This is a genomic window from Alcaligenes sp. RM2 (genome assembly GCF_052931795.1).
In genome coordinates this window covers 339464-366456 of sequence record NZ_JBRFIO010000002.1, presented here as the reverse complement: position 1 = coordinate 366456, position 26993 = coordinate 339464, and the positions used below count along the sequence as shown (strand labels likewise).

Annotated in this window: 26 protein-coding genes; 16 read left to right on the top strand and 10 right to left on the bottom strand. The window is 57.2% G+C overall.

What is annotated here, in order from left to right; genetic code table 11:
- Positions 1-21: 21 nt before the first annotated feature.
- On the bottom strand, positions 22-927 hold the full coding sequence (locus ACU6HM_RS08480) for a LysR substrate-binding domain-containing protein (RefSeq protein ID WP_021446976.1): 906 nt from the start codon (positions 925-927) through the stop codon (positions 22-24).
- Positions 928-1158: 231 nt separating this feature from the next.
- Here ACU6HM_RS08480 and ACU6HM_RS08475 point away from each other — a divergent pair, with 231 nt between their 5' ends.
- The 10 genes from ACU6HM_RS08475 to ACU6HM_RS08430 all read left to right on the top strand — a co-directional run bounded on the left by ACU6HM_RS08475 (position 1159) and on the right by ACU6HM_RS08430 (position 11879).
- On the top strand, positions 1159-1995 hold the full coding sequence (locus ACU6HM_RS08475) for a bifunctional allantoicase/(S)-ureidoglycine aminohydrolase (protein WP_009461134.1): 837 nt from the start codon (positions 1159-1161) through the stop codon (positions 1993-1995).
- 174 nt (positions 1996-2169) lie between these two features.
- Positions 2170-2643, top strand: coding sequence for a nucleoside deaminase (locus ACU6HM_RS08470; protein WP_446763667.1), 474 nt, complete (start codon positions 2170-2172; stop codon positions 2641-2643).
- Between the two features lie 131 nt (positions 2644-2774).
- The gene (locus ACU6HM_RS08465; protein ID WP_446763666.1) at positions 2775-3944 is read left to right on the top strand and encodes a YncE family protein; all 1170 of its coding nucleotides are present in this window, start codon (positions 2775-2777) and stop codon (positions 3942-3944) included.
- A gap of 370 nt (positions 3945-4314) precedes the next feature.
- Entirely contained in the window at positions 4315-5724 is a 1410-nt protein-coding gene (locus ACU6HM_RS08460) for a GNAT family N-acetyltransferase (protein WP_446763665.1), read from the top strand.
- Between the two features lie 13 nt (positions 5725-5737).
- Positions 5738-5917: a hypothetical protein gene (locus ACU6HM_RS08455; protein ID WP_137430725.1), complete on the top strand. Its 180-nt coding sequence runs from the start codon at positions 5738-5740 to the stop codon at positions 5915-5917.
- Positions 5918-6098: 181 nt separating this feature from the next.
- Positions 6099-6884 (top strand): aldolase, encoded by a 786-nt coding sequence (locus tag ACU6HM_RS08450; RefSeq protein ID WP_026485007.1) that lies wholly within the window; start codon positions 6099-6101, stop codon positions 6882-6884.
- Between the two features lie 39 nt (positions 6885-6923).
- Positions 6924-8252 carry an MFS transporter gene (locus tag ACU6HM_RS08445; protein WP_446763664.1) on the top strand — a complete coding sequence of 443 codons (1329 nt, stop codon included), beginning with the start codon at positions 6924-6926 and terminating at the stop codon, positions 8250-8252.
- Positions 8249-8857 carry a 2-hydroxychromene-2-carboxylate isomerase gene (locus ACU6HM_RS08440; protein WP_009461141.1) on the top strand — a complete coding sequence of 203 codons (609 nt, stop codon included), beginning with the start codon at positions 8249-8251 and terminating at the stop codon, positions 8855-8857. Before ACU6HM_RS08445 ends, ACU6HM_RS08440 begins: the two co-directional genes overlap by 4 nt.
- 692 nt (positions 8858-9549) lie before the next feature.
- Positions 9550-10428 (top strand): response regulator transcription factor, encoded by an 879-nt coding sequence (locus tag ACU6HM_RS08435; protein ID WP_035271274.1) that lies wholly within the window; start codon positions 9550-9552, stop codon positions 10426-10428.
- Positions 10429-10739: 311 nt separating this feature from the next.
- The gene (locus ACU6HM_RS08430) at positions 10740-11879 is read left to right on the top strand and encodes a calcium:proton antiporter (protein ID WP_446763663.1); all 1140 of its coding nucleotides are present in this window, start codon (positions 10740-10742) and stop codon (positions 11877-11879) included.
- 132 nt (positions 11880-12011) lie between these two features.
- On the opposite strand, the gene ACU6HM_RS08425 is transcribed toward ACU6HM_RS08430, so the two are convergent.
- Positions 12012-12467, bottom strand: a complete 456-nt coding sequence (locus ACU6HM_RS08425; protein WP_009461144.1) for a GNAT family N-acetyltransferase — start codon at positions 12465-12467, stop codon at positions 12012-12014.
- A 68-nt stretch (positions 12468-12535) separates the two neighbouring features.
- Complete coding sequence (locus ACU6HM_RS08420) at positions 12536-13438, bottom strand: LysR family transcriptional regulator (RefSeq protein WP_060186258.1); 903 nt, start codon at positions 13436-13438, stop codon at positions 12536-12538.
- A 193-nt stretch (positions 13439-13631) separates the two neighbouring features.
- On the opposite strand from ACU6HM_RS08420, the gene ACU6HM_RS08415 reads away from it, so the two are divergent.
- The gene (locus ACU6HM_RS08415) at positions 13632-14405 is read left to right on the top strand and encodes an SDR family oxidoreductase (protein WP_009461146.1); all 774 of its coding nucleotides are present in this window, start codon (positions 13632-13634) and stop codon (positions 14403-14405) included.
- A 129-nt stretch (positions 14406-14534) separates the two neighbouring features.
- Here ACU6HM_RS08415 and ACU6HM_RS08410 read toward each other — a convergent pair whose 3' ends face one another.
- The 3 genes from ACU6HM_RS08410 to ACU6HM_RS08400 all read right to left on the bottom strand — a co-directional run bounded on the left by ACU6HM_RS08410 (position 14535) and on the right by ACU6HM_RS08400 (position 16347).
- Complete coding sequence (locus ACU6HM_RS08410) at positions 14535-14744, bottom strand: helix-turn-helix transcriptional regulator (protein ID WP_009461147.1); 210 nt, start codon at positions 14742-14744, stop codon at positions 14535-14537.
- Complete coding sequence (locus ACU6HM_RS08405) at positions 14745-15155, bottom strand: hypothetical protein (protein ID WP_009461148.1); 411 nt, start codon at positions 15153-15155, stop codon at positions 14745-14747.
- A 244-nt stretch (positions 15156-15399) separates the two neighbouring features.
- Complete coding sequence (locus tag ACU6HM_RS08400) at positions 15400-16347, bottom strand: helix-turn-helix domain-containing protein (protein WP_446763662.1); 948 nt, start codon at positions 16345-16347, stop codon at positions 15400-15402.
- Positions 16348-16632: 285 nt separating this feature from the next.
- On the opposite strand from ACU6HM_RS08400, the gene ACU6HM_RS08395 reads away from it, so the two are divergent.
- The gene (locus ACU6HM_RS08395) at positions 16633-17268 is read left to right on the top strand and encodes a cysteine hydrolase family protein (RefSeq protein WP_009461152.1); all 636 of its coding nucleotides are present in this window, start codon (positions 16633-16635) and stop codon (positions 17266-17268) included.
- A gap of 108 nt (positions 17269-17376) precedes the next feature.
- On the opposite strand, the gene ACU6HM_RS08390 is transcribed toward ACU6HM_RS08395, so the two are convergent.
- The 3 genes from ACU6HM_RS08390 to ACU6HM_RS08380 form a co-directional block, all read right to left on the bottom strand.
- Entirely contained in the window at positions 17377-18414 is a 1038-nt protein-coding gene (locus tag ACU6HM_RS08390; RefSeq protein WP_446763661.1) for a DUF72 domain-containing protein, read from the bottom strand.
- Positions 18415-18659: 245 nt separating this feature from the next.
- Positions 18660-19073, bottom strand: coding sequence for a helix-turn-helix domain-containing protein (locus ACU6HM_RS08385; RefSeq protein WP_009461154.1), 414 nt, complete (start codon positions 19071-19073; stop codon positions 18660-18662).
- Between the two features lie 436 nt (positions 19074-19509).
- On the bottom strand, positions 19510-20151 hold the full coding sequence (locus tag ACU6HM_RS08380) for a substrate-binding domain-containing protein (protein ID WP_415302137.1): 642 nt from the start codon (positions 20149-20151) through the stop codon (positions 19510-19512).
- Positions 20152-20272: 121 nt separating this feature from the next.
- On the opposite strand from ACU6HM_RS08380, the gene ACU6HM_RS08375 reads away from it, so the two are divergent.
- Positions 20273-20578: a helix-turn-helix domain-containing protein gene (locus tag ACU6HM_RS08375; RefSeq protein WP_071037998.1), complete on the top strand. Its 306-nt coding sequence runs from the start codon at positions 20273-20275 to the stop codon at positions 20576-20578.
- A gap of 37 nt (positions 20579-20615) precedes the next feature.
- Here the strand turns inward: ACU6HM_RS08375 and ACU6HM_RS08370 are convergent, their stop codons facing one another.
- On the bottom strand, positions 20616-21506 hold the full coding sequence (locus ACU6HM_RS08370) for a LysR family transcriptional regulator (RefSeq protein WP_446763660.1): 891 nt from the start codon (positions 21504-21506) through the stop codon (positions 20616-20618).
- A gap of 278 nt (positions 21507-21784) precedes the next feature.
- Between ACU6HM_RS08370 and ACU6HM_RS08365 the strand changes: the two genes are divergently transcribed.
- From ACU6HM_RS08365 to ACU6HM_RS08355, 3 genes are read left to right on the top strand one after another with little or no spacing between them, the layout of a single operon-like run.
- Positions 21785-22699: a WYL domain-containing protein gene (locus tag ACU6HM_RS08365; protein WP_415302135.1), complete on the top strand. Its 915-nt coding sequence runs from the start codon at positions 21785-21787 to the stop codon at positions 22697-22699.
- A 4-nt stretch (positions 22700-22703) separates the two neighbouring features.
- Positions 22704-23228, top strand: coding sequence for a BREX-3 system P-loop-containing protein BrxF (gene brxF, locus ACU6HM_RS08360; RefSeq protein WP_415302134.1), 525 nt, complete (start codon positions 22704-22706; stop codon positions 23226-23228).
- The gene (locus ACU6HM_RS08355; protein WP_446763659.1) at positions 23213-26965 is read left to right on the top strand and encodes a DUF6079 family protein; all 3753 of its coding nucleotides are present in this window, start codon (positions 23213-23215) and stop codon (positions 26963-26965) included. Before brxF ends, ACU6HM_RS08355 begins: the two co-directional genes overlap by 16 nt.
- Positions 26966-26993: the final 28 nt, after the last annotated feature.

The following is a 26993-nucleotide window of genomic DNA, read 5'->3' as shown; positions in this document are numbered from 1 at the left end:
CCTCGCCAGCCCAACAGCAGGCTATCCAGGACGGCGGGCGCTCTCGGGTGCCAGCATCTCTACCAGTACACGGGACAAGGCCGTCACCATCTCATTGGCATGAGGCCGATGCAAAATCGCCAGTTCAAAAGCATCGATACGGGGCAGACCTTGTGCTTGGCCCAATTCAACATGGTCATCGCGCACCGCACGCCGCGGCAGCAAGCTGATCCCCATCCCGTCTGCCACCGCCCCCTGAATACCGCTCAAGCTGGAACTGGTAAAGCTGATACGCCAACGACGTCCCAAGGACTCGACAGCACTGATGATTTCCTCTCGATACACACCCCGACGCGGGAAGGTCACCAAGGGGATGGGGTCCAGATGAAAGACCGGATCAGTCGCACTATCCACCCAGGCCGTCTGCTCGGGTAGACAAGCCACCGCTTCACGGGCATTGTGACGCTGCTTGACCAGCACCAGATCCAGCTCACCCTGATCGTAAGCGGCCAGCAGGTCGCTGCTCAGGCCGCTACTGACTTCCAGACGCACCTGCGGGAAGCGACGGTTGAAGCCCGCCAAGGCCCGCATGGTCTGTCCATTGGTAAAGTCCTCAGGCACGCCCAGACGCACGGAAATAGTCACCAGAGAACCGGATAGGGCTTCAGACAGCTGATGATTCAAAGCCAGCATCTGGCGGGCGTAACCCAACAGGGTCTGCCCCGCTTCAGTCGTGCTGACGCCCCGGCTGGCCCGGTCCAGCAGACGCAGCCCGGCCAGTTCCTCCAGGCGCCGCACTTTCTGGCTGATCGTGGACTGTGTGGAATGCAAACGCGTTGCGGCCGCCGTGAAGCTGCCGCAATCGACTACCGTCAACAAGGCCCGCAGCAGGTCCAGGTCGTACAAGGGCCGGTTCAGGCTGGGACTGCTTGATAGTTGATGATCCATATGCTCAAACCCTTTCTGAAATCCGCCAGGGTAATCCACCCCGCCGCCCGTTTATTCAAAAAACAAATACTAGAGATTTATACATTTAATTTGTAAATATCACCAGCAGTCGTTAAGGTGTATTGGTCCCGCGCATTACAACGACATCCCGCCTGTGCCTTTTGCCAGCCGCCGGGATTGCGCCGTGCCGTTCGACAGATTTTTCCTTACTGAATTTCAATGGGAATCAACATGTCCAAAGTCAATTACTACGCCCCTCCAGGTGGCCATCCTCCTCAGACTCAGTTGCTGACGGACCGCGCCATGTTCACCGAGGCCTATGCCGTGCTGCCCAAAGGCGTGCTGCAAGACATCGTGACCAGCTTCCTGCCCGGTTGGGAAAATACCCGTCTGTGGGTATTGGCACGTCCTCTGTCCGGCTTTGCCGAGACCTTCTCCCAATACATCATGGAAGTAGGCCCACAGGGTGGCAGCAACAATCCTGAGTCCGACCCCGAAGCCGAAGGCGTGATTTTTGTCGTCAAGGGCCAGCTGGAACTGGTTCTGGAAGGCACCAAGCACATCATGGAAGAAGGCGGCTATGCCTTTATTCCTCCTTCCACCAACTGGACCTTGCACAACCGCACGGGCGAGCTGGCCAACTTCCACTGGATTCGCAAGCGCTACCAGCGTGTGGAAGGCCTGGATGCCCCTGAAGCCTTTGTGACCAACGAAAAAGACGTGAAACCTGGCGTCATGCCTGGCACCGAAGGCCGTTGGAGCACCACCCGTTTCACCGACATGTCCGACCTGCGTCACGACATGCACGTGAACATCGTGAACTTTGAACCCGGTGGCGTGATCCCCTTCGCTGAAACGCACGTGATGGAACACGGTCTGTACGTTCTGGAAGGTAAGGCGGTGTACCGTCTGAACCAGGACTGGGTTGAAGTGGAAGCCGGTGACTTCATGTGGCTGCGCGCTTTCTGCCCGCAGGCTTGCTACGCAGGCGGACCAGGCCGTTTCCGCTACTTGCTGTACAAAGACGTAAACCGTCATGCCAATCTGACACTTGGCGGCACTCGCTAATAGGGTCTGAAACAGAACAGCCGCTGCCCGTCAGCGGCTGTTTTGCATTACAAACACGCCAAACCGGAACGCGTCCCCCTGATGCCGACTGTGCCCGCAGGGGTCCCACACGGCACAGATAGAGACTCTGGTTTCAAGGCTCATTCCAACCTTGCTTCTCTACAGGAGAAAAACATGAACGATAAACACTATCTGCTGCGCTCCATCCAGATCGCCGAAGAGAATGTCGCCCGCGGCGGCCAGCCCTTTGGCGCAGTGCTGGTGCGCGATGGTCAAGTTCTGGCCGAAGGGGTTAATGAGACCTACATTGCCCATGACCCCACCGCGCACGCTGAGATCCAGGCGCTGCGTACTGCCAGCCAGAACGTGAAAAGCAGCAGCCATGCAGGCAGCACCATGTATGCCAGCGGCATCCCCTGCCCCATGTGCATGGCCGCCATGATCGCCTCGGGCGTGGAGCGCGTGGTGTATTGCGCCGACGATCAAGAGGGCGAACCCTTTGGCTGGTCCACCGAATCCTTCTACAAGAAAATGCAGCAGGACTTTGGCAAACAGGGCGTGAAAATGGAACACCTGCCCTTGCCTGAAAAACGCAAAGTGTATGAAGCCTGGCAAGCCCGGTTTGGGCAAGGCTCCAAGCAGGACTAAAACAACGACCATTCAAAGCCCTGCCATCAAGCAGGGTTTTGCGTATTTACATAGACAGACAAGTCAGAAAAGTTTATAAAACAGAGCAGTTATAGTAACGATTCTCATTTATTGAATCCCAAAGGAAATACATGATTGCGTCCCGCCCAGCCTCTTTAAAAATGATTGTTGCCTCCGTAATGGGCGCTTTGCTGCTCAGTGCATGCCAGACTGCACCGCAATCGCAACAAGCGGGCCAAACATCGTCCTTTAATGCGACTGCGCCTCAGGCACAGGTCACTTTCCGTCAGGACACCATTGATGGTGCCTACGAAATTCTGGCCGCCAAGGACAGCAAGCAGTTGTTTGTTGCTGCTACTCCTTTGTTTGAAGACCGTGCTGCTGGCTTCCTGCACGTTCTGGACCAGGACACGCTGCGTGAATCGCAGCTGATCCAATTGCCGCGCCGTGCCTTTGCACTGGGCCTGAACCAGAAAACTCACACTCTGTACGTGGGCAACACCCTGGACGGCTCGCTGCTGGCAATCAACAGCCTGAATGGCACCGTCAAGCAACTGATCCAACTGGGTCAAAAAGAAGACAAGGGCGGCTGGGAACACACCCGTAAAGTCGTTATTGACGAGCAAGACAACCGCATCTTCGTGACCAATCCCTCCGAAGGAGGCCGCGTATGGATTGTGGATGGCGCCGACGGTCGTATCCTGCACAATATCGATAACGTGGGCTTGTGGCCTGCTGGCGCTGCCTACGATGCCAACACCAAGCGTCTGTTCGTGGGCCACGGCGGCAAGGATGAAATTGCCGTCATCAACCCGGCCACCGGCGCTATCGAACAGCGCTTCACCACTGGCGATGCAAAAAGCGATAAACGTGAAGATTCCCGCCACTTCTTCGTGAACATCGCCCTGAGCGCGGATGGCAAGAAGCTGTTTGGTGCTGACGCCAATACCGGCAAGATCTACCAATTCGACACCAGCTCCGGCAAAGTGGAAAACACGGCTGAAGTGGGTCTGGGGCTGCTGGATATCGTGTACAACGACGCTCGCAAAGAGCTGATCGCCACCAACCGTGGCGTGGATCGTGAAACACCAGCCGGTACCGGTTCGGTCACCATTTTGGATGCCAACACCTTGGCTGTTAAACAACGTATCAGCGCCCCTGTGCACCCCAACAGCGTCACGCTGAGCGCTGACGGCCAGACCGCTTTTGTCACTATCAAAATCCCTCATGGCGACAAGAGCCCGCACTACCTGAAAGGTGCCAAGGACAGCGTTCTGCGTCTGAACCTGAATCAGCTCTAAGCCCCTGGCTTAAAGCCTGGTCCCAAGCCGAGACTGCCCACAAGGCAGCTCGGCTTTTTTTGTACCTGCCACTTTGGTCTGCCAGGCGGCCTGCCCCTCATCTGTGCCTTGGCCGCAGGATAGTTTTGTCCGCTGTTCAAGCTCTAAGCCAAGGCCCGCCATCACTGGCTCTTGGGCGTTTCAACGCTGTTTTAGCAATGCGGTCTGGAAACAAGCAGCAAAGCGGATTGCTGCAACCGGCCACTTGCTCAATAGAATCAATTAGTGGCCTAGCAAGACGCCTCTTGTCTCCCGGCCCCACACTCCCTTTCCCGCCTCCAGCTATGCCACAGATTGGCATTTCTGGAGCGTTTTCTATTGAAGACAAGTCATGGTTCAGCTGAACGCGTATCACCAGCCTATTGGCCCCTCGCTCCCTCATTGGCAGGCCCGCCCGCAGCCAGCACGCTGCGTTCTGCACGGCAAATACTGCCGTCTGGAAGCCGTGAACCCGGAACAACATGGCGACAGCCTGTACGAGGCCTACAGCAACGCCAGCGATGGCCGCGACTGGACCTATTTGTCTGTAGGCCCCTTTAACAACCACGCACAGTTCGACCAGCACCTGCAAACCATCAGCCAGGCCAGCAATGCCGTGCATTACGCCGTCGTCGAACAAACCACGGGTCGCGCATTGGGGACCTTGTCCCTGATGCGGATCGACCCACAAAACGGCTGCATTGAAGTGGGCTTTGTAGCCTGGTCGCCCGCTCTGAAACAAACACGTATGGCCACCGAAGCCCACTACCTGTTGATGGCTTATGCAATTGATGGACTGGGCTACCGTCGCTACGAATGGAAGTGCGACACACACAATGCCCCCTCCCAAGCCGCTGCACGACGATTGGGCTTTCGTTATGAAGGTATCTTCCGTCAGGCGATTGTGTACAAGGGCCGCTCGCGCGATACAGCCTGGTTCTCCATTACCGACCAGGACTGGCCAGCCCTGAAAGCGAATTTCCAGGCCTGGCTGGCACCTGAAAACTTTGACGATCAAGGTCGTCAGAAACATCGTTTGGGGCAGCAAATAACTGTCGCTCCAGCCGGTCCCGGGGCCCGCCGCTTAAAGCAAATGCTGGCCCTGCAAACCGAGCTGAATCAGCTGATTGATCCGAACTGGCGAGTGGCCAAGCAGGACTACTACCGGGCGATCTGGGTGGAATGTGCGGAGCTGGCGAATTACCTGGACTGGAAGTGGTGGCAGCATAACGAGCGCAATCTGCCGCAACTCCAACTGGAGCTGATCGACATCCTGCATTTTGGTCTGTGCGATGTACTGCGTGCCAACGATGCGCTGCGCGAGCAAGAAGCCGCCACCGCACTGGATCAGCTCCAGCACGCTTCAGCCACCGCCAGCGACTCTACGGCCATCATGACGGCTCTGGAACGCTTTACCTTACGCGTTCTGGAGACACGCCAGTTCGATTTCAGCGGCTTTACCCAACTGGCTGCTCTTTGTGGTCTGACACTGGACACGCTCTACCACTCCTACGCGGGCAAGAATGCCCTGAACCGCTTGCGCCAACTGCGCGGCTATCAGCACGGCCACTATCACAAGCAGTGGGGCGGGCAGCAGGACAACGAGCATCTGGCACAGCTGCAATTGCGTCTGCCCACCGAGCATGACCATTACCCCGAAATGGTCCTGCATGCCCTGCAAGAAAGCTACGACACGTTTTTTTCGGGAGCCTCCCAGGTCCGGAACGGAGCCTGCGTACCGCCTCCCCTTTCTTCACGTTGACAAAGGACTGTCCATGTACCTCGATTGCGATTGTTCCATCAATGTCTTTCTGGACTCGCCTAAACCGGACTCCAATCCCGTGGAAAGCAATGACACGCGACATCCACCCGACCCCCGGCCACAGCCGCATAAGGTGCAACATCCCTGGTCCCGCTCGCGACGCCGCGAGCGCTCCCGCTGGCGCCAGGGTTAAGCAGCCCCAGCGCTTGTCTCCCGGCCCGGCACCACTGCCGGGCTCGTCTCCTTGATAAGGCCCCAAGCAAATGGAATAGGAGCTATGAGCCAGCGCGCATAGCTCCTCTTGATGTAAATCAAGACAATGAATCCCATCGTCGGCACAAGGATCGACGAGGCCTACCAAAGGAGACAAGCACATGGATACCCCACTCAGAGACAAATCCTATTTTGATGAACGCGCCACCAAAGAGATGGCCACTCATCTACAGCAAGTGCAACGCGACACCCGCGAAACCATGGCATTTGCCTGCCGCATCCTGGCCATGACCGAGCAGGAAGCTGGTTTGGCCGGCCAGATCAGCGTCCGTTCCGAGCGCCCCGGTGCGTATTGGACCTTGCGCTTTGGTCTGGGTTTTGACGAAGCCACCCCCGAAGACTTCATTGAAGTTGACCGCGACTTGAATACCCTTAGCGGCGAAGGCATGGCCAACCCGGCCACCCGCTTTCACCTGTGGGTCTACGAAGCTCGCCCCGACGTCAATTCCATCATCCATACACACTCGCCCTGGGCCACGGTATTGGCCACCGCCCGCCAGCCCTTGGTAATTTCGCAAATGGACATGACGCCTCTGCATAATGACTGTGCATTTTTGGGCGAATGGCCTGGAGTGCCCATTGCCGATCAGGAAGGCGTCATCATCTCCAAAGCCCTGGGTGACAAGCGTGCCATTATTCTGGCCCACCACGGTTATCTGACCGCAGGTAAAAGCTGCCAGGAAGCCACTTACCTGTCGGTGTATCTGGAACGCGCTGCACGTCTGCAAGTGCGTGCACAAGCGGCCTTTGGCCCACTTACCCCTGTGGACGATACCTTGGCGGCCGAAGCGCACGACTATCTGCTCAAGCCCTCCATTGTTAACGCTACCTTTGACTACTGGTCCCGTCAGACCCAAGGCATTGCGCCCTTAACTAAAACTCGCTGACACCCGCAACCAATACCCCGCTTCCACCAGGAGGTCGCCATGACGATGCCTAACAATGGACAGGCGCGTTCGTCGCGCCAGTACGTTACCGCTGGCTTGGCCAGCATGATGGGAACCACTATAGAGTGGTATGACTTTTTCCTGTACGGCACCGCTGCCGCACTGATTTTCAACAAGATCTTTTTCCCCGCCTTCGACCCGATTACGGGCACGCTGGCGGCCTTTGCCACCTACTCTGTGGGCTTTTTCGCCCGTCCTTTAGGAGGATTTGTTTTCGGCCATTTTGGCGACAAGCTGGGCCGCAAATCCATGCTACTGATCACGCTCTTTCTAATGGGAATCCCCACCATCCTGATCGGCCTGATTCCCTCTTATGAAAGCATTGGCTACTGGGCCGCTGTGCTGCTGGTACTGATGCGCTTTCTGCAAGGTATCGCAGTAGGCGGAGAATGGGGCGGAGCCGTGTTGATGGCGGTTGAACATGCCCCGGAAGGCAAAAAGGGCTTTTTTGGCAGCTTGCCGCAAACAGGGGTGGCCCCCGGCCTGATCCTGTCTTCCCTGGCTATGGGAGCCGTCGCCAGCTTGCCAGAGGAAGACATGCTGTCCTGGGGTTGGCGCCTGCCCTTTCTAGCCAGCGTCGCCCTGCTGCTGGTGGGTTGGTGGATACGCGCCAAAGTGGCCGAATCCCCCGACTTCGAGCAAATGAGCAAAAAGGGCAAACAGGTTCCGATTCCTGCTCTGGAAGTTCTGCGTCATTACCCACGCGAAGTCCTGCTGGTCGTGGGAGGCCGTCTGGCAGAAGTGACCTGGTTCTACACCGTGGTGACCTTTGCCCTGGCTTACGCCACCACCACCTTGGGAGTAGAGCGCAGCGTCATGCTGGATGCCACCGTCTGGGGTGCCTTCGCGGCCTTGTTCACCATGCCCCTGTTTGGCGTATTGGGCGACCGAATCGGCTTCAAATGGGTCCTTATGGCAGGCACGATCTGCATGCTGGCATTCTCCTCCACCTTCTTTTCCATGCTGGGCAGCCTGGATTCCAGGACCATCACCCTGGCTTTGGTGATTGCGATTGGGCTGGTGTATGCCGCGCTGTATGGCCCGCAAGGTGGCCTGTTTTCCACGCAATTTCCACCTGAAGTGCGGTACAGCGGCATCTCCATTGCCGTGCAGGTATCCGGTGCCATCGGTGGCGGCCTGGCTCCCTTGGTGGCGACCTCCCTGCTGGCCTATGGCGACGGTCAACCCGACTACATCGTCTGGTACCTGAGCGCGCTGGGTCTGATTGCTTTTGCCAGTACCTGGTTCATGCATGGGCCGACGCACTTCTCTCTTCCCGCCCTATCCAGCCGAAAGGTACGCACATGAACGCAGCCGGTATTCACTACTACTTCTGGATGAATTCGGACTGGGCCTACCTGGGAGCCGACAGACTGGAAGCGATTGCTCGCAAGCATGGCATCCCTATCCACTACAAACCCGTGGACTTGCCGCAAGTCTATGCACGTACAGGCGGTGTCCTGCTGGGACAGCGCTCACCAGAACGTCAGGCTTATCGCATTGCAGAGCTTAAACGCTGGTGTCGCAAATTGGGCATACAGGTAAATCCCACACCGCGCTTCATGTGCCCAGACGCCACGCTGGCCTCCACCCTGGTGATTGCTATCAATCAGGCTGGTATGCCGGTGCTGGATCTGTACAAAGCCATTTTGCGGGCACAATGGTGCGAGGAGCAGAACATTGCTGACCCCACGCAACTGGCTCGAATCCTGCAAGCACAGCAGCTGGATGCAGACTACTGGCTGAAACAGGCACCGCTGATGCAGGCGCAGTATCAAGCCCACACCGAAGAGGCCATTAAAGCCGGTGTCTTCGGTTCGCCCTCCTATGTGTATCAGGGCGAACTGTTCTGGGGTCAGGACAGGCTGGACATGCTGGACGAAGCCATCGCCCTGCATCCTGCGCCAGCTTGAAGCACAAGCCCGACACCAAGCCTGACTGTTTTTAAAACAAGGGCGGGGCAAGGTTTATCTACCTTGCCCCGCTCTACTTGTTTACAGCTTGGTTCGCAGGCTCAAACCCTGCCCCCAAGCCATCAAAATGATTCAAACGGTCTATACCGAAATCGCTCTAATAGCCCTAACAGTCATCAACGGCGAGCATCCGTACTTGGTCAAAATCTAACAAAAAAGCGGCGAATAAACGCCTCGCTACGGGCTGCGCTTGCTGCTTGAACAAATCGTCACCCAAAGAGCCTCACAATCTTCCCCGGACGACCTCATCCAGATGCACACTAGTGCGGGCAAAACCGCGGCTGGCCTGCCTGAACATAGTCCTTTATTCAGAGGTAAAAGCCGTAGAATCACGCCTTTTCCTGCCAGGAAAATTCACCGATACGCCAGCGTAGCATTCCTGAAATTGGACTTTTGGGTCCGCCTTAAGGCCCGAGTTTCGGGCTTTCGGCATGCCGCCTGCCAAAAATGAAATGCAATGAGCAATTTTGAAAATTTACTTTTTCCATTGATACAGAATGTTATGTCTGCCGTACGAATCATATCGATAGATTTTATCTATTCATTGAGTCTGTATTCTGAGGAAATTGGCTACTTGAGCAATGCCAGTAAAGGTAGCCGTCTTCGTCAGAAGAAGGGCGCGGGGCTTTATATTGAACAAATACGCCACTATAAAGTATCAGCCAGATCAAAAAATCAGGATTCTGCTGATCTCCAATAACACTCGACAGCACGAACAACTTCTTCAAGCCCTGCTGGCTGGTGCTTTTCGGGTTTCTGTTGCTGCTGACGGAGTGCAAGGATATACCAAGGCCCAATTAACGCTACCCGAGCTTATCCTGATGGATAAGCAATTGACGGGGATAGACGCTCTGTCCTTGACCCATATGTTGCAAGGATTAAAAGCCACGGCTCAAATCCCCATCATCATTCTGGATTCACGCATGGATGGCAGCAGCGATGAATGCGTCACTTTTCTAAAGGCTGGTGCGGTTGATTACATTGGCAATCCGTATGCGGTCGATGAAGTCAAAGAACGTATCAACGTGCCCTTGCGCTGCCCCAAGCAGATGGCGCCTGCACTTGTACCGGGCAAGATGCCAAGCCAGCGGCCCAGCACGACAGCCGAAACCAGCATGCTGATCCATGCCATTCAGAAAACCATTGATGCCAATCTGGGTGCACCGCCCAGTCAAAAAGAACTGTGCGATATGTTCAAGATTTCACGTCGAAAAATCATGAATATATTTCAGCGTAATTTTGGCCTAAGTGTGAGCAGTTATATCCGATTGCAGCGTATGTATCGGGCCGAGTATTTGCTGAAGACTACGGCCTTGAAAATTGATGTGATTGCAACCGATTTAGGATTTTCCAGCCCGGCCAATTTCTCTACCGCATTCAAAACGTATGCGGGAGTGTCTCCCGGAAAATTCCGCCAGGCTATGGAGAAGAACAAACCCTATACAGAAAACACACCATGTATTCGCTCCATGGGCCCACCTGTTTTCTCATCTGGATGGTGTCCGCCGTAAATAGCAACAGGAAAAGAACAAGGTCCACAGGAGACTCGCGCCAGACTCACACAAAAATAAAACAGCCGAACGAAACAATGCCAGGAAGGTGATAAAGGAACCCGCCCTTCACGCCTCCACCGTGGCCAGATACAGAAAAAGATGGCTGCACGCCACACAAATCCGGTTTCAGAGGGTCCGCACTTGCCGCCAGGGGGCAAGGTGATAAAATCGTGGCTACTTGAATAGTTCAATTCAAAACAGATCCGGGACGACCTGGATCTGCCTTTTCAGTACAGGGACGGCCCTACCTCTTTGGCGGAGCATCCACGATGGCCCACCCTGCATCACCCTCAACTCAACTCATTACTCCCATCACCTGGCTGCGTCTGCTCGGTTCCTGGTCCATTGTTGTCCTGTTCATGATTTTCGGCAGGCAATGGCTGGGAGACTCCCTGAACGGCACCACGGCGGCCATCGTCTTTCTGGTGCTGTTCGTGACCATCCTGGCGGCCTCGTTTGGTGTGGTCCGTGAAGCCGACCACCTGGCCCACCAACTGGGCGAGCCCTACGGTACCCTGATCCTGACCCTGTCCATTGTGCTGATCGAAGTTATCCTGATTGCCTCGGTACTGCTGGGGCCGGGCGACTTTCCCACCATAGGTCGGGACTCGATCTACGCCGTGATGATGATCATCCTGAACCTGATCACCGGCCTGTGTCTGATTGCCGGCGCAGCGCGCAATGGCGATCAGGAGTTCAATCGCCAAGGCACCAATACCTACTTGTCCATGATCGTCTTGCTGACCAGTGTGGGCCTGATTCTGCCCAACTACACCAGCAATGCGGGCGAGTTCAGCACCACCCAGGCCATTGGCATTTCGGTTCTGACGGGCCTGGTCTATGCCATCTTTCTATATCTGCAAATGGGCAGTCACCGCCATGACTATGTGCAGCCCAATCAGGCGATTCAAAGCACTGAAGATACGACACCCACATCGCGTGATCCCCAGGCGACTCGCGCGATGCTGATACGCAGTCTGGTGCTGATCGCCCTGATCCTGCCTATCGTCCTGTTGGCACACCATCTGGCCATTGTGACGGACTACGGTATCGCCGCCTCGGGCGCCCCCGTTTCCGTCGGCGGTGTACTGATCGCAATTATCGTATTCACCCCGGAGTCCATCACTGCGATCAAGGCGGCCATGAACAATGAAATGCAGCGCGCCATCAATCTGTGTCTGGGTGCCTTCGTCTCTACCGTGGGGCTGACTGTGCCAGTGGTGCTGATGATTGGTCTGATCACCGGCAAGCAAGTGATCATGGGCATCAGCAATATGGAAATCGTGTTGTTTCTGATCACGGCACTGCTCAGTATCTTGAGCTTTAGCGGCAAGCGAACCTCACCCATTCAAGGCTATATGCATCTGATGGTTTTCGCCGTGTTCGGGCTGCTGCTGTTTTATCCCTGAGAAGAACAAGGCAAACAGAGCCAAACCAGCTTTGTTTGCACCTATCCAACGGGACAGACAAGCATAACGGGCCTTCGTGGCCCAAGCGCCTGTCACTCAAGGTCCATGATTTACTGACAGAAACCGAGCTGCTCAGGATCGATCCGGTTCCGAACGAACACACTTATACTCGAACTCGTTCATACCATCGGCAAAGTCCACGTGTTCCCACCCCAAGCGCGTAAAAAAGCGGCAGGCACGCTGGTTTTCCGGGAACACAAAAGCCACCCATTTACGACATGGGGGATGGCCTGGCCAAGCCAATACCGCTTCCAGCATGGCTCCGGCCTGACCATTGCCGCGTAATGGCGGCGCAACGGCAATATCGGTAATTGCATGTGGCAGATTTCGCCCGTCTCCCCAGGCACACCCAATCAAACCAATGGGCTGACCGTTCTGCTCGGCAACCAGCTGGACGCCATCGCTTTGGTTCAACACGTGCTCCAGCCACTCCTGATCCAGTGGCCCCAACTCGCGGTTCAAGTCCTCGTCCTGGAACCATTGCTGTATCCAGTCCCAGTCCGTCGCACGAATTCTTCTGATTTCCATCGCTACCCCGTTTTGAGTTGTCCGCTGCAGCTTGGAGCAGCCCCAGACAAAAACGTTCGAGACCAGCCTCATTCCAAGGCGGAATGACGCAACAAATTTTCCAGCCAATCCGCAAACACCTGAAAACGGCGCGACAAGTGTTGGCGATGCAAATACAGCAAGGACATGGGCATGGGAGCGGCACGGTGATCCGGCAGCACCTCCACCAATTCACCTGATTGCAAATGCGCCTGCACATCGTAAGCAGGGATCTGAATTAGCCCCAAGCCTGACAGACAGCAGGCGATATAGGCCTCGGCATTATTCACCGTCACACGACCTGGCAGATCCAGCACCTGACGCTTGTCCTGCTCCATCCACTCCCAAGGAGCCACACGCTCGCTGGTAGGCGAGGCATAACGGACCACTTGGTGGTTCTCCAGATCCGTTGGCGTCTGGGGCATGCCATAACGGGCAAGATAAGCGGGGCTGGCTACATTGATCAAGGGCAAGCTGCCCATTTTTCTGGCGATCAGGCCCGAATCACTTAATGGTCCCACGCGCAGCACACAATCCACCTGCTCCTCAATCAGATTCACCTCGCGGTCCGTCACGCCCAGATGCACATGGACATGCGGATAGCGCTCCAGAAACTCCGGCAGCGCAGGTGCCACAATCAGGCGGCCTACCCGCCCCGGCACATCCACCTTGATCGTGCCACTAGGCCCCACACTGGCTTGGCGAAACAGGTTTTCGGTTTCCTGCACATCAGCAATCACGCGCAGACAGCGCTCGTAAAACGCCGCACCATCTTGCGTGACTGTGACTTTGCGCGTGGTGCGATTCAACAGGCGAGCGCCCACTCGCCCTTCCAGCTCCTGAATGGCGGCCGACACCGAAGAGCGCGGCATACCCAAGGTATCCGCCGCGCGGGTGAAATTGGCACACTCCACGACCCGCGTAAAGATGCGAAACAGGTCAATGCGGTCCATAACTTTCTCCAGATAAGCAGCAGCAAAACACGGGCTGAACTGCTAGACCCGGTTGACTCAAGCAGCGGTGCGTATTGTTCGTTTTTTCAGACAAATGATGTCAGAACTAGATGATTTAAACAATTTCAGCGACTTATATCATGAAAAAACGAAAAGGCTTGCAGCCCGCAGCCCACACTAGCAAGGAGTCATCATGGCAAAGCACAGCATCAAAGGTAAAACCGTTCTGATTGCAGGCGGGGCAAAGAATCTGGGCGGCCTGATCGCCCGCGACCTGGCAGAGCAAGGAGCGAGCGCCATTGCCATTCACTACAACAGCGACAGCTCCAAAGCGGATGCCGAAGCCACCGTCAAAGCCATCCAGGCAACTGGTGCACAAGCCGTCGCCTTCCAGGCCGACTTGCGTTCGGCCAGTGCCATGGAAAAACTGTTTAGCGATACCGTCGCCGCAATTGGCCGCCCTGATATCGCCATCAACACGGTGGGCAAAGTACTGAAAAAGCCACTGACCGAAGTGAGCGAAGCCGAGTACGAGGAGATGAGCGACATCAACTCTAAAACTGCTTTTTTCTTCCTGAAAGAAGCCGGCAAACACGTACAGGACAATGGTAAAGTCTGCACCCTGGTCACATCCCTGCTGGGTGCCTTCACCCCCTTTTACGCCGCGTATGCCGGCACCAAAGCGCCGGTAGAACACTACACCCGCGCCGCCGCCAAAGAATATGGCGCACGCGGTATTTCCGTCACGGCGGTGGGCCCTGGTCCTATGGATACGCCCTTCTTCTATCCAGCCGAGGGCGAGGATGCCGTGGCCTATCACAAGACCGCGGCTGCCCTGTCTCCCTACTCCAAGACCGGGCTGACGGACATTGAAGATGTTGTGCCCTTTATCCGTCATCTAGTCAGTGACGGCTGGTGGATTACCGGCCAGACCATTCTGATCAACGGTGGTTACACCACCAAGTAAGAAGGCAAGCCAGTGTCTGAGCCTGCAAGATCACTGCTTCGGGCTTGAGCACTGGCTTTTCTCAATACCTGCGCATGGATGTCCAAAAGGCATCCACAAGTGGGAATGCCAGCCAGAACGTAACCGCGTTCAAACCCGAGATTCCTGATACGGGTTCTCGAAAATATCTTCTACGGTCTGCTCGAACAAGGCACTGATCTTGAATGCCAAATCCAGGGACGGTGCATGTTTGCCCGTTTCCAGCGCATTGACCGCCTGCCGGGACACCCCCAAGCGCTCCGCCAAATCTGCCTGCGTCCAGTTCGCCTCGGCCCGCAATACACGCAATCGATTTTTCATTTAATCGCTAGTCCGGACAAAGGGTGAAACCAGAGCGAACACCGCCCAAAAGAAGGGGTAAATCAGCCAGGCAGGAATATGGGGCGCAGCGGCGTAGGTTTCCCCAAAGCCCCAGGCTGTCCACAAGGTCAAGGTTGCGCCTGAGGCCAGCACAAAACACTTGGCCACGATCACCCGCACGAACTCATCGCTTTGCGCCATCAAGCGCAAGGTGGCCCAGACTTGTCCGGCCACAGGCAAGGCGACGGCTATGGCAATCAGCCAACCAACAGGCCGACCGAGCAGGCTGTCGAACAGCCCCAGAATGGTCAAGGCATTGACCAGGATATACACGCCCATAAAGAGCAAAGTGCGAATCAGATAGCTACGACCTGGTGACGGCGCAGAGGAAGAGTTCCGGTTGGCAAGCATGGTTAAGCACCTGAATGTAAAGTAAACCTGACTTTATAGAAGTCAACACTACTTGTCAATAAGTAATGTTTACTTTACATTTTTGAATATAGAGCCAGTCAACCAGCAAACATTCCGATTGGCTGGCTGGTCTATTTGGGCCTACACGTTCTGACCATAAAAACGAGATTTGCAGCTACCACCTGCGCGCGTTGCTACCCCCCAACACGCAGCCTGGATATAAAGCCACTTGAACAGGCAAAGTTCAAGACCTGCCCGTGTAGCCTAGCGTCGACGGAGATTGCCCAAACCGCGCCTGAAATAGACGGCTGAAATGAGAGAGGTCCTTGAAGCCACAGGCCATGGCCACTTCGGTCACCCGTTTAGGTTTCCCGCCCTCCAGCAAACGGTAGCTATGGATCAAACGCTGCTCCCACAGCCATTGCATGGGGGTTGTCGCCTCAAAAGCAAAGAGTCGGTACAAAGTGCGAGTCGCCATAGACGAAGCACGGGCAATCTGGTCCACATCCAGCGTATCCTCATGCAAATGTGCACGCATATAAGCCTGAACCTGCTCCAGCCGCCGCTCCTGACGAGTACCCCGAGAAAGCGCAGGAGCGTCAGACTCGAATACCGCGGAGAAGATATCCAGCACAGAAGCCGTCACACGCTGATCCATACCGTCCGCTGCCGCCTCCCCCATACCAAGCAGTTGCTTGACCAAGGCGCCAGCCATCGGCCCCAGACGCGAGTTGGCTGCAATACGACGCGCTGCCAGATTGCCCACCGAGGGCAAGCGCGATGCCAATAAGGGGCGGGGAATCATGACCATGGCCGCGTGAGCCAAAGAGCCCAGCTCCAGATCAAAAGGCCGAGATTGATCCTGAAGTACCAGATCCCCTGTTCCCAGGCTGACGTAGCGTCCGTCCTGGCTCAGTTGAATATGACCATCCAGCATGAGCCACAGCATGAAACAGTCGCGCTGATCTTTACGGATATCGGCCTGCCGTCTGCTCACCCGTATCGCCTCCCCCTGAGGGGTGGCAGACCAGATGCTGCTCAGGCCCAAACCACCAAAACTAGTGAGGGTGACCCGCGCCTGAAACTGGGGCCGGGCAATCTGGCTGCACTCGGTCTGTGAAAACTGCCTGCAAGTGACCTCGTGCCAGTGCTCAAAGCTGTCTCCGGGCTTGACCGCTATGATCGCTGTCATAGGTTCAGTCTCCATAATCGGGGCTATCTGCACCGATGGATTAATCATTTTTCAACAAGATTACGTCCATTACCCAAAGACAGACAAGCCCTGACAATACCAAGCCTCAGCTCCCTGCCCGTGTACTGTCCAGGATGGCAGGCACAGTCAAAAAAAACGTAAAACTGGCAGTGGCAGCCAAGCCAGAACTGCGCCACCCTCCTACTCTACAAGCGTCTATGACACCGGCAGCGGCAATACCAAATACACAGTCGCCAGGCCGTGAGCAAACCAAAGGAGAATGAAATGGCTATTCAGATTGATCAAATCAACCCCAGCAGCACGGCGGTCATTGTGATCGACATGCAGAACGACTTCATCGCACCCGGCGCCCCACTGGAAACACCCATGGGCATGGAGTTGATGCCCCGCCTGCAAAAACTGCTGGGCCACGCTCGCCAAACTGGCATGGAAGTGATCTTCACCGCCCACGCCCACCGCCGCAACGGCTGCGATATGGGCCTGTTCGGAGAGATTTACCCTCCGATTCAAAACCAGGTGGGGCTGGTAGATGAGACAGCGGGCGTTGATATCTACCCCGAAGTAGCCCCACAGGGGGATGAAGTCGTCATCAAGAAGCACAGGTACAGCGCGTTCTTTGGCACCGACCTGGACATCATCTTGCGTACTCGCAAGATCGACACCGTTGTCATCACCGGCGTGACCACCGAAAACTGCTGCCACGCTACGGCTCGCGATGCCATGTTCCATGGCTACAAAGTGGCCTTTATCTCTGATGCCACAGGCACCTACAACTACCCGGATATGGGCTTTGGGGCGATTCCGGCTGAAGAAGTACACCGCGTCACCTTGGGGGTGCTGGCAGTATCCACCGCGCATGTCATGACGACGGATGAGCTGATTCACAAATCCAGACAATAATCACGAACCGGACCAGAACCCGTATGCATTGAGCCTCCAGCTCATCAGGCAACACCACAGGTCTTGTGAACTGCTCCACTTTTAAGGATCGCTTCTCAAGACCTGTGGTTATTTTTCTTGTGCCACAACAAGTTGCGCCAGCCGCTGAATGGAGAGCGGCGCACAGCCTTCCGCATCATTGCTGATCGTCACATACGCCGCCTGCCCCGCCCCCGTGATCCCGCGAATCGTGCGGGCCAGCACCGTGCGAGTATGCACGTCCTCGCTGACAATGGCATCGAAGGGGGTATGCTTTTTTTGAGCATCGGCATAGCCGTAAGCACCAAACTCCCGGTTCAAGTTCCAGCGACACACCAAGGGTCCCGGCCACAAGGCGCGCAAGACGGGCAGTTGCTCTTCAATCGGCGGCATCTTGCCATGCAGCCCCAGACAAAATGTCGCGCCATTGGCCTTGAGCGTATCGACAAGATGTTGAGTCAACAGCTCTGGATCTCTTACCTCTACCGCAAGTACCACCTGTGAGCCTTGCGGCAAAGCCTCACGCGCCGCTGCCAGCATCTGCCCCAACTTGTCGAACAACTCTGCCGAACGATTCAACCAGCCCCAGGACAGAGGGCTTAACTGGAAGACCAAGACGCCCAACTTGGCACGCAAGCCCTCGACTGCAGGCTGCACGAACTGCTCTACAGCCAGACGAATATCCAGAAAGTCCGGATTAGATTTGCGTACCTTGCCCTGCTCATCACGAACTTGGGCATCCGTAATCATGGAAGGACATTTCACAACGAAGCGGAAATCTTCATCAACCTGAGCGGCATAGGCGGAATACTGCGTGACCGTCAAAGGACGCCAGAAGGTGCGATCCACACAGACGGTGCGCATCAAGGGATGCTGGTGATAGGCCTCCAGGCCGTGCTTGGACAAGATACTCGACTCGTACTCCCCATCCCAGATCAAGCCTTCCCAACCAGGGTAGGACCAGGTGGAGACACCGAAACGCAAGGTTTCAGGAAGCTGGGTGGCCAGATCACTTAGCTCCAGCGCGGAAGCAGCAAGGCTGACTTTGGTGATTTTGCGTCGGGAAGGAGCAGCGGGCTTTGAGGCGGGTGGCTGAGGAATGGCATCGCCGAAAAGATCTTCTTGCATGCTGGGTATAGTGCCATGGGAATGAAGTTAAGCAAATGCCGGCTCAAAATCCACCAGATCCGTACTTTGCATGCCTAGCCCTTTGGCGACGCTACGCCGACGACTAACAGCCTGAACAATCTCCGCCCAGATTGCTTCTGCTTCCTTCACCGTTAACCTGAAGTATGGTGCCCCACAACATGCGCACTGGAACCTGGAACCCAGGCGCACCTCCAGGTCTGAGCGCTTGGCAGATCGTGTCGTCATCAGAAACCTTCCAACTTGTCAGGATTCACAGAGGCCGAATCATCTTGCGACTTGGCCCCCGAGGTTTGATCCGCTTTGATACGTCGTGGCCGCCTGACGCGCTGGGGCAACTGCTCACGCAGCAAGTCCATCCCCAAGGCATCATTTTCCATGGTCATTACTTTAGTCACATCATTCAAGCGTCCCAACACATGCAAAGCGCTTAAAAAGGTATGCAAGGCAGTACCGGCATTACCATCCTCCATGCGCCGGACTGTGCTCAACGACGTACCAATACGCTGGGCCAAATCCTCTTGGCTTAATCGTCGCGCACGGCGAGCCGCAGAGATATCCCGCCCCAGCCGCAGCAAGGCACGGTCTACAGGACGGGAGATGACACTACGAGGAGCATTTTTATTCTCTGAATCAGTCATATTTTTATCCATTCATATATGAACAAATATAAATCATAAGAACTCAAATATGAACAATAAGGACGCAGTATATGCTTTCAGTGAAACTCTCCATACCCAAGTGGGTACAGGTGCTTGATCACACGCCAAGAAGCGGCACAGCGCTACAAGACACCTGTACAAGCAAATGGCCAATATGCTCATCACGCGACAGTGCGGTGAACAGCCGATAAAAGTATTGGGGGAGATATCAGAACTGGAGCGGGTGATGGGAATCGATCCAATCATTCAACCCATTGATTAATAACGGGTTTCCCAAGTTCGGATGTCCGGTTTGGGCCGTAAATGATACCAGTTTTGCCCTCCTGATGGATAGATGCATCCACTGCGGTCTTAGGGCAGCCACTGACAGCCACTGAGTTGTGTGCCCAGCGGTCTGCTCCTAAGCGAAGCGGCATCAGGCGCCCTGAGCTTGTGCTACATGCAGAGCTCTGCTCTCGAATCGCACGGAAACAGAGTTCGCTTGCCCCTGGGGCCTATGCAGGTGCGTCACGATCTCGTAGGGGCCGTCGTCCAGGGGGCGCATGCTGACTCCCCATCCATGGGCGTGCTTGATGCGCGATTGCGCGGATAGCCCGACACCGTAGCCGGCAGAAACCCATAGCGCCATCATCTCGAAAGACGTCACGTATTGAAGTTTTTGCGGGTCGGCGGACGGGAGCGAGAGCAGCCGATGATCCAGTGAAGAACAGGCCTCAGCCTGCAAGCGAAAGATCGGGTAGTTCTGTAGGTCAGCGATGGTGAGCGATGCCTGATCCAGCAATGGAAACCGCAGCGGCATCGCAACGGCCATGCTCTCAACCCACAAGGGCTGGGTTTGGATGACCGGATCGCTCGCCTCTTGAAGCGACACCCCTACGTCGTAGCGGCCTTCACGAAGTCCATCAAGCAACTCGTCACCTGCAACCTCAAAGAACCCGATGCTGACCTCTGGTTCTTGCGCACGTTGCAGCGCGAGCAGCGCCGAAAGCCGAGATGACGATACGCCTGGCGCTATCGCAAACCTGAGGTGGGCGGGCTGGCTGGTGATGTTGTTCATGGAGAACCCACAGAAGCGACAAAGCAGGTCAAGGGCAAACCAGCATCATATTAAAGAGAGAACTTTAACGTCTATATGTTTAACGTGGTTAATTTAAGAGGATTGTTTGACGCTTCTGCCGATGCAGAAGCTTACTATTCAGCCAGGTCGTCCACCTGGCACACCCACCTATGAATCCGAACCAGCATTAGCTTTCGGGCGGGCCGTGCGCGCGGCCCGCGTCGCGCACGGCGTCGCTCAAGACGACTTTGCATTTCAGGCTGGAATATCGCGTTCACACATGGGCAAGATCGAACGCGGGGAGCATGTGCCGACGCTTCCCCTGATACTGAAAATTGCCGCCGCGCTCGGGATTAGCGCCAGCGAGTTGATGGCGGCGACTGAAAAGAACCTCAACTCTGGCAGTGAGCCGCAAGACTCGCCATAAACAGCCGCGAACTTCAGTCACAGCTCGTGCCGCCGCATCAATCGCCCGAGTGCTCGCGCAGGCGCGCAATGAACCGCTCCACCGATACCGGCAAATCCTCGCTGACGGGCCGCAGCAAGTAGGTCGTGATGATCGCGGAATCCATAGCCAGGGGACGGATCACCACATCGGGGCGCGGGCTCGCCGCGACCCTGGTTGCCGTGATGAAGCCAACGCCGTAGCCAGCACCGACCAGGGTGAGCATCATATCCAGCGAGGACACATGCTCGACAACGTCGGGCTCACGCTCCAACGGCCGCAGCAGCCGCGTCAGTTCGCGGTAGCAGCCTTCGCATGTCTGCGGGTCGCATAAGACCAGTGGGTAGCTCGCAAGCTGGTGCAGCGGAACGGCCTTGTGTGAAAGCAAAGGGTGCCGGGCAGGTACGGCGACCACCAGCGAGTCGTGCCAGAGTGGCTCGGTCAGGATGTCATCGCCGACCTCCGCCGTGTGAGCAAACCCGATCGAGAAGTCGCCCGAGCGCAACCCGCGCAACTGCTCGGCCAGCGGCACTTCGGACAGGCGAATCTCGATCTCCGGCTCCTCCTCGCGGCAGCGGGCCAGGAGGGCCGACAGCCGGGGATCGATTGCGCCGTCGGACACTGCAATGCGAAGGCTTCCGCTCAGGCCCGCCGCGACCGCCTGAGCGTTCTCCTGAGCCTGCTTCAGCGCGGCGAACACCCTGCGCACATCTTGCAGGAAAGTTGCGCCCGCCTCGGTAAGCACCGTACCTCGGCGGTTGCGCACGAAGAGCACCACGCCCAGATCGCCCTCAAGCTCCTTGATGGCGCGGGACAAGGGTGGCTGTTCGATATGAAGGCGCTCGGCGGCCCGTGTGAAGTGCAGCTCCTCTGCGAGAGCCACAAAGCAGCGAAGGTGTCGCAGTTCCATGGGCCATGCTCCTGTTCCCTATCAAGGATCTATTCGCACCAGTTTTCGTCCGCGATGGCCTGCTGGATGCACCCCTTTCCACGCCGTTCCTGGTGCGCTCCGCTGGGCTGATCGTCTACTCGTCCGTGTCAGATCACTCATTTGCGCCTCAAAAAATGGTTATCATAATGCAGCGCACTAGCAAACCCGCTTGGATTTATAGACGTCTTTTTAAGCAGCTCATATACTTTCTGCAGAAATCTGCATAAGCATTCGCTAACCCGAACGAGCCAACCAAGATGCCCCACGAACAGCTTGCCGATCTAACCCAGCCACAGCGTGACCGGCTCGCGTTCGTGGAGTTGCGCGTGCGCTTCATTGGGGAGATGCGCCGCCAGGACTTGGTCGCGCGGTTTGGTATCCAGTCCGCTGCTGCGTCCAGGGACCTGGCGCTGTACAAGGAAATCGCCCCCGGCAACATCGACTACGACGGCAAAGGCAAGTTCTACGTCCTCGGCCCGAGCTTCCAGCCGATCTTCACCTTCCCGCCCGAGCGGGTGTTGTCGTGGCTGACGCAGGGTTTTGGCGACGGTGAACCGATGCGCATCAAAGCCTGGGTGGCCAGCGAGAGCCCGTCCCGGCTCACCCACCCTGACCTGGACATCCTGGCGAGCGTGACTCGTGCCATCCACCACGAATGCCCGCTGGGTATCGAGTACCACTCCATCTCCAGTGGCCGCACCACACGCGAGATCGTCCCGTTCGCGTTGATCGACAACGGCCTGCGCTGGCACGTCCGCGCCTTCGACCGCAAATCGCAGGAGTTCCGGGATTTCGTCATCACCCGGATCAAGTGCCCTGTGGTGCGCAAGGGGCAGCCCGTGGCGCCCCACGAAATGAACGATCAGGACATTCAGTGGACCCGGATCGTCGAGCTGGAGCTGGTTCCTCACCCGGATCAGCCCCGGCCAGAAATCACCGAAATGGACTACGGCATGCAGGGTGGTGTGCTGCACATGAAGCTGCGCGCCGCCACCGCCGGATACATCCTGCGCAAATGGAGTGTGGACTGCTCCCCCGACCACAACCTGCGCGGCCCCGAATACCGGCTTTGGTTGAGGAACCACCTCGCCATCTATGGTGTGCGCAGTGCGGTGCTGGCGCCGGGTTACCGCTCCCCTGATCAACACCGGCTCGAAGCCGAGACGGACTGATGGGATGAGCATGCTCGCGAAACTGGAACGACTCATCGGCGAAATCGGCGACCTCAACAGCAAGTTGATCCTGCTGGTCGGCCCCAGCCGCAGTGGCAAGACCCAACTACTGCGCCAGCTCAGCGCCAAGCTCAACATCGAGCCGCTCAACGTTGGCCTGGAGCTGGGGCGCCGGCTGGCCGCTACGCCGAACAACAAGCGGGGTTTCTCTGCCGGCGAATTGCTGCGCGAGATTGCGCTGCTTGAACAATTCGGGGAACGAACCGAAACCCCGCTGCTGCTCGACAACCTGGAGTTGCTGTTCGAGCCCAGCTTGCAGATCAACCCGCTTGACCTCGTCAGGCGGCTGGCTCACGCCAGGCGTGTCGTGGCCGTCTGGCCTGGCGAGCTGCGCGGTGATCGGCTGATCTACGCCGACATGAGCCATCCAGAACATCGTGACTACAGCCAGGACGGTGTGGTCGTACTCGAAATTTGGCCGAATTTACGAAAACTGCGGGAAGAGAGAAGCATATGGGTACGAACATGAAATACGGAGATTTGATCCAGTTTGAGCAGATCGAGTCAGTCATTCAACTGCTCGATGCCGGACGCCCGGACGAAGCCAAGAAGCTCGTCGCGACCTATGTCATCTCCGACGACATGGCCGAGCGAATCTCCAAGCTCATGGTTCCCCAGCTCAGTTTCGAGGATTCGGACGATCACAAGGGCGTGCTGATCGTCGGCAACTACGGCACCGGTAAATCGCACTTGATGTCGGTGCTGTCGCTGGTGGCAGAAGACGCCGCTTATGCGCCGATGATTCGCCACCCCAAGGTCGCCGAGGCGGTTGCCTCCATCGCCGGGAAATTCAAAGTTCTTCGCATCGAGGTGGGCGGTCTGGAAATGCCGCTGCGCCAGGTCATCACCCAGCAGCTTGAGCGCTTCCTCGACAAACTGGGCGTCAGCTACAGCTTCCCGCCGGCAGATCAAGAACTCAACAACAAAGAGTCTCTTGAAGAAATGATGGCCGCTTTCCATGAGGTCTACCCAGACCAGGGCCTGCTGCTGGTGGTCGATGAGTTCCTGGAATACCTGCAATCGCGCAAGGACAACGAACTGATTCGCGACTTGGCCATCCTGCGGCAGATCGGCGAAATCACCAAACATCTCAAGTTCCGCTTCGTGGCCGGCGTGCAGGAAGCCATCTTCGACAGCGTGCGCTTCCAGCACGTTGCCGACAGCATGCGCCGGGTCAACGAGCGCTTCACCCAAATCCTCATCGACCGCCAGGACGTCAGCTTCGTCGTCTCCGCGCGCCTGCTTAAGAAGACTGCCGACCAGCAGAACAAGATCCGCGAATACCTCACGCCGTTCGCCAAGTTCTACGGCTCCATGAACGAGCGCATGGACGAGTACGTGCGACTGTTCCCTGTGCACCCGGACTACCTGAAAACCTTCGAGCAGATCCACTTCACCGAGAAGCGCGGCGCGCTCAAGACCATCGAGGCCGCCATGCTGGCCATCCTCGACCAGGAAGTGCCCGCCGACAAGCCGCTGTTCATCAGCTACGAAAGTTTCTGGAACACCATCAAGGCCAACTCGGTCTTGCGCGCCGACCCGAACATCAAGGAAGTGATGCGCGTGTCCGAAGTGCTGGAGTCCCGCGTGCAGCAGGCTTTCACGCGCCCGGCCTACAAGCCGATGGCACTGCGCGTCATCAATGCGTTGGCCGTCCACCGCTTGACCACCGGTGGCGACATCCACATTCCGATCGGCTCCACCGCCGCCGAGCTGCGCGACGCCCTGTGTCTGTTCCAGCCGGGCGTGGAGGACATGCCGGGCGACCCCGCCGAGAACCTGCTGTCGATGGTGCAAACCGTGATGCGGGAAGTGCTGAAGACCGTCAACGGCCAGTTCATCTCCAGGGCACCCGATACGGAGCAGTACTACCTCGATCTCAAGAAAGACATCGACTACGACGCGCAGATCGAAAAGCGCGCCGAAGCCCTGTCCGACGACGCGCTGGATCGTGCCTACTACAGCGCCGTCAAAGCGCTGATGGAGTGCAGCGACGACCTGCGTTACCCCGGCTTCCAGATCTGGCAGTACCAGCTCGAATGGCAAGAACGCCGTGTCGAGCGCATGGGCTACCTGTTCTTCGGCGCCCCGAATGATCGGCCTACGGCCCAGCCCGAACGCGATTTCTACGTCTACTTCATCCAACCCTTCGACAAACCGAAGTTCGCCGACAACAACCTGTCGGATGAGGTCTTCTTCCGCCTCACCGGGCTGGACGACGATCTCAAGCGGCACCTGTCGTCCTACGCAGCGGCGCTCGATCTGGCATCCACCGCCAGTGGCGGCGCCAAGGCCATCTACCTGTCCAAGGCACAGGATTTCCTGCGCGCCATGAGCAAGTGGCTGCAGGAAAAGCAGATGACCGCCTTCGAGGTCACCTACCAGGGCAAGAAAAAGAACCTGCAGGACTGGGCCAAAGGCGTGTCGCTGCGTGACCGGGCGCGCCTCGGTGCGGACGAGCGCATCAACTTTCGTGACGTGGTGAACGTCATTTCGGGCCTGGTACTGGGCCAGCGTTTCGGCGATCTCGCGCCGGAATACCCCAGCTTTTCCGTGCTGGTCACCGAGACCAACCGCAAGCAACTGATCGGCAACGCATTGCGCGCTCTGGCTGGCGGCACGCGCACCAAGGATGCCGCGGCCATGCTCGATGCGCTGGAACTGCTCGATGGCGACCGCGTCGATCCGGCCAACTCCCGCTACGCGCAGGAAGTGCTGAGCCGGCTCAAAGCCAAGGGCCACGGCCAGGTGCTCAACCGCAACGAGCTGTTGTCAGGCTCGTCCGACATTGAGTATTTCGCCCCGATCAAGTACCGGCTGGAACCCGACCTGCTGGTCACCGTGCTGGGCGGGCTGGTCTATTCCGGTGACATCGTGCTGTCGATCACCGGCGACAAGATCGACTCCGGCAAGCTGACCCAACTGGCAGAACGCTCACTGGAGGAACTCAAAGCTTTCAAGCACATCGAGGCGCCCAAGGAGATCAACCTCGCCGTGCTGCGCGCCTTGTTCGAGTTGTTCGATCTGCCGTCTGGCTTGGCGCAGAAGGCCAGCCAGGGCGACATTGAACCGGTTATCAAACTGCAGGAGAAAGTCAGCGCTCTGGTGCCGCGCGTGCTCAAGGCCGGCTCCGATCTGCAGCAAGGCAAGCTCGGTTTCTGGGGCCAGAACCTACTGCGTGAGGAAGAAGCCAAGGACTGGTACGCCCGGCTCGATTCGCTGAAGAAGTTCACCGAGTCGCTGACACCCTACAACACCGTCGGCAAACTCAAGAACCTGCGCGTCACCGAGGAAGACCTGGACGGCCAGAAAAAGAATCTGGAAATCCTGGCTGCCGTAGAACGTCTGCTCGAACTGGTGGCGGAGCTGGGCAGCACGGCGTCCTACCTCTCGCAGGCCGAGATGGTGTTGCCCGCCGAGCACCCGTGGCTGAAACAGGCTGAAGCCGCCCGCAAGGCCATCTTCGAGAAGATCAGCCAGGACCGCAGCGCCGAGCACGCCGCCCTGATCCTGGGTAATGGCCGGCAAACGCTGGCCCAGCTCAAGAAGGACTACATCACCGCCTACATCGCCAGCCACAGCAAGGCACGGCTCGGCGTGGCCGAAGACAAGACCCGCAACGCCCTGCGTCGCGACGAGCGTCTGCTGGCACTGCGCGTATTGGCCGGCGTGTCGTTGATGCCCACCAGCCAGCTCACCGCCTTCGAGGAATCGCTCAATGGCCTCAAGAGCTGCTCTTCGCTGGATGAGCCGACCCTGGTCACGGCCGCCGTCTGCCCGCACTGCCAGTTCCGCCCGGCTGCCGAGCAACTGGAGCTGCTGCCTGCCGCCAACCGCCTGCACAAGCTGGACGATGACCTGGATGCGTTGCTGGCCAACTGGCAGCAGACCCTGCTGGAAAACCTGGAAGACCCGTTCACCCAGGACAGCCTAGGCCTGTTGCCCGCAGCAAGCAAAAAGCTGATCGACGCCTTCCTGACCTCACGCAAGCTGCCGGAGCCCTTGACCCAAGAGTTCGCCAACGCCGTGCAAGAGGCCCTGTCGGGGCTGGAGAAGATCGCGGTCAAGAATGAGGAGATCAAGCAGGCACTGCTGCAAGGCGGATCGCCGGCTACGCCGGATGAGCTTCGTAAGCGCTTCGATGCCTTCATGAACGAGCGCTGCAAGGGCAAGGACGCCACCAAGCTGCGCTTCGTGATCGAGTGATGCCATGACTCTGCAAACGAACAGGAAA

What these genes read in the sequence shown, in the direction of transcription:
- ACU6HM_RS08430 (WP_446763663.1), top strand. Translation starts at nt 10,740, where the DNA reads ATGGCCCACCCTGCATCACCCTCAACTCAACTCATTACTCCCATCACC.
- ACU6HM_RS08395 (WP_009461152.1), top strand. Translation starts at nt 16,633, where the DNA reads ATGGCTATTCAGATTGATCAAATCAACCCCAGCAGCACGGCGGTCATT.
- ACU6HM_RS08365 (WP_415302135.1), top strand. Translation starts at nt 21,785, where the DNA reads ATGCCCCACGAACAGCTTGCCGATCTAACCCAGCCACAGCGTGACCGG.
- ACU6HM_RS08410 (WP_009461147.1), bottom strand. Translation starts at nt 14,744, where the DNA reads ATGAAAAATCGATTGCGTGTATTGCGGGCCGAGGCGAACTGGACGCAG.
- ACU6HM_RS08420 (WP_060186258.1), bottom strand. Translation starts at nt 13,438, where the DNA reads ATGGACCGCATTGACCTGTTTCGCATCTTTACGCGGGTCGTGGAGTGT.
- ACU6HM_RS08385 (WP_009461154.1), bottom strand. Translation starts at nt 19,073, where the DNA reads ATGACTGATTCAGAGAATAAAAATGCTCCTCGTAGTGTCATCTCCCGT.
- ACU6HM_RS08405 (WP_009461148.1), bottom strand. Translation starts at nt 15,155, where the DNA reads ATGCTTGCCAACCGGAACTCTTCCTCTGCGCCGTCACCAGGTCGTAGC.
- ACU6HM_RS08455 (WP_137430725.1), top strand. Translation starts at nt 5,738, where the DNA reads ATGTACCTCGATTGCGATTGTTCCATCAATGTCTTTCTGGACTCGCCT.
- ACU6HM_RS08390 (WP_446763661.1), bottom strand. Translation starts at nt 18,414, where the DNA reads ATGCAAGAAGATCTTTTCGGCGATGCCATTCCTCAGCCACCCGCCTCA.
- ACU6HM_RS08440 (WP_009461141.1), top strand. Translation starts at nt 8,249, where the DNA reads ATGAACGCAGCCGGTATTCACTACTACTTCTGGATGAATTCGGACTGG.
- ACU6HM_RS08370 (WP_446763660.1), bottom strand. Translation starts at nt 21,506, where the DNA reads ATGGAACTGCGACACCTTCGCTGCTTTGTGGCTCTCGCAGAGGAGCTG.
- ACU6HM_RS08425 (WP_009461144.1), bottom strand. Translation starts at nt 12,467, where the DNA reads ATGGAAATCAGAAGAATTCGTGCGACGGACTGGGACTGGATACAGCAA.
- ACU6HM_RS08460 (WP_446763665.1), top strand. Translation starts at nt 4,315, where the DNA reads ATGGTTCAGCTGAACGCGTATCACCAGCCTATTGGCCCCTCGCTCCCT.
- ACU6HM_RS08465 (WP_446763666.1), top strand. Translation starts at nt 2,775, where the DNA reads ATGATTGCGTCCCGCCCAGCCTCTTTAAAAATGATTGTTGCCTCCGTA.
- ACU6HM_RS08450 (WP_026485007.1), top strand. Translation starts at nt 6,099, where the DNA reads ATGGATACCCCACTCAGAGACAAATCCTATTTTGATGAACGCGCCACC.
- brxF (WP_415302134.1), top strand. Translation starts at nt 22,704, where the DNA reads ATGAGCATGCTCGCGAAACTGGAACGACTCATCGGCGAAATCGGCGAC.
- ACU6HM_RS08470 (WP_446763667.1), top strand. Translation starts at nt 2,170, where the DNA reads ATGAACGATAAACACTATCTGCTGCGCTCCATCCAGATCGCCGAAGAG.
- ACU6HM_RS08355 (WP_446763659.1), top strand. Translation starts at nt 23,213, where the DNA reads ATGGGTACGAACATGAAATACGGAGATTTGATCCAGTTTGAGCAGATC.
- ACU6HM_RS08475 (WP_009461134.1), top strand. Translation starts at nt 1,159, where the DNA reads ATGTCCAAAGTCAATTACTACGCCCCTCCAGGTGGCCATCCTCCTCAG.
- ACU6HM_RS08445 (WP_446763664.1), top strand. Translation starts at nt 6,924, where the DNA reads ATGACGATGCCTAACAATGGACAGGCGCGTTCGTCGCGCCAGTACGTT.
- ACU6HM_RS08480 (WP_021446976.1), bottom strand. Translation starts at nt 927, where the DNA reads ATGGATCATCAACTATCAAGCAGTCCCAGCCTGAACCGGCCCTTGTAC.
- ACU6HM_RS08415 (WP_009461146.1), top strand. Translation starts at nt 13,632, where the DNA reads ATGGCAAAGCACAGCATCAAAGGTAAAACCGTTCTGATTGCAGGCGGG.
- ACU6HM_RS08400 (WP_446763662.1), bottom strand. Translation starts at nt 16,347, where the DNA reads ATGACAGCGATCATAGCGGTCAAGCCCGGAGACAGCTTTGAGCACTGG.
- ACU6HM_RS08380 (WP_415302137.1), bottom strand. Translation starts at nt 20,151, where the DNA reads ATGAACAACATCACCAGCCAGCCCGCCCACCTCAGGTTTGCGATAGCG.
- ACU6HM_RS08375 (WP_071037998.1), top strand. Translation starts at nt 20,273, where the DNA reads ATGCAGAAGCTTACTATTCAGCCAGGTCGTCCACCTGGCACACCCACC.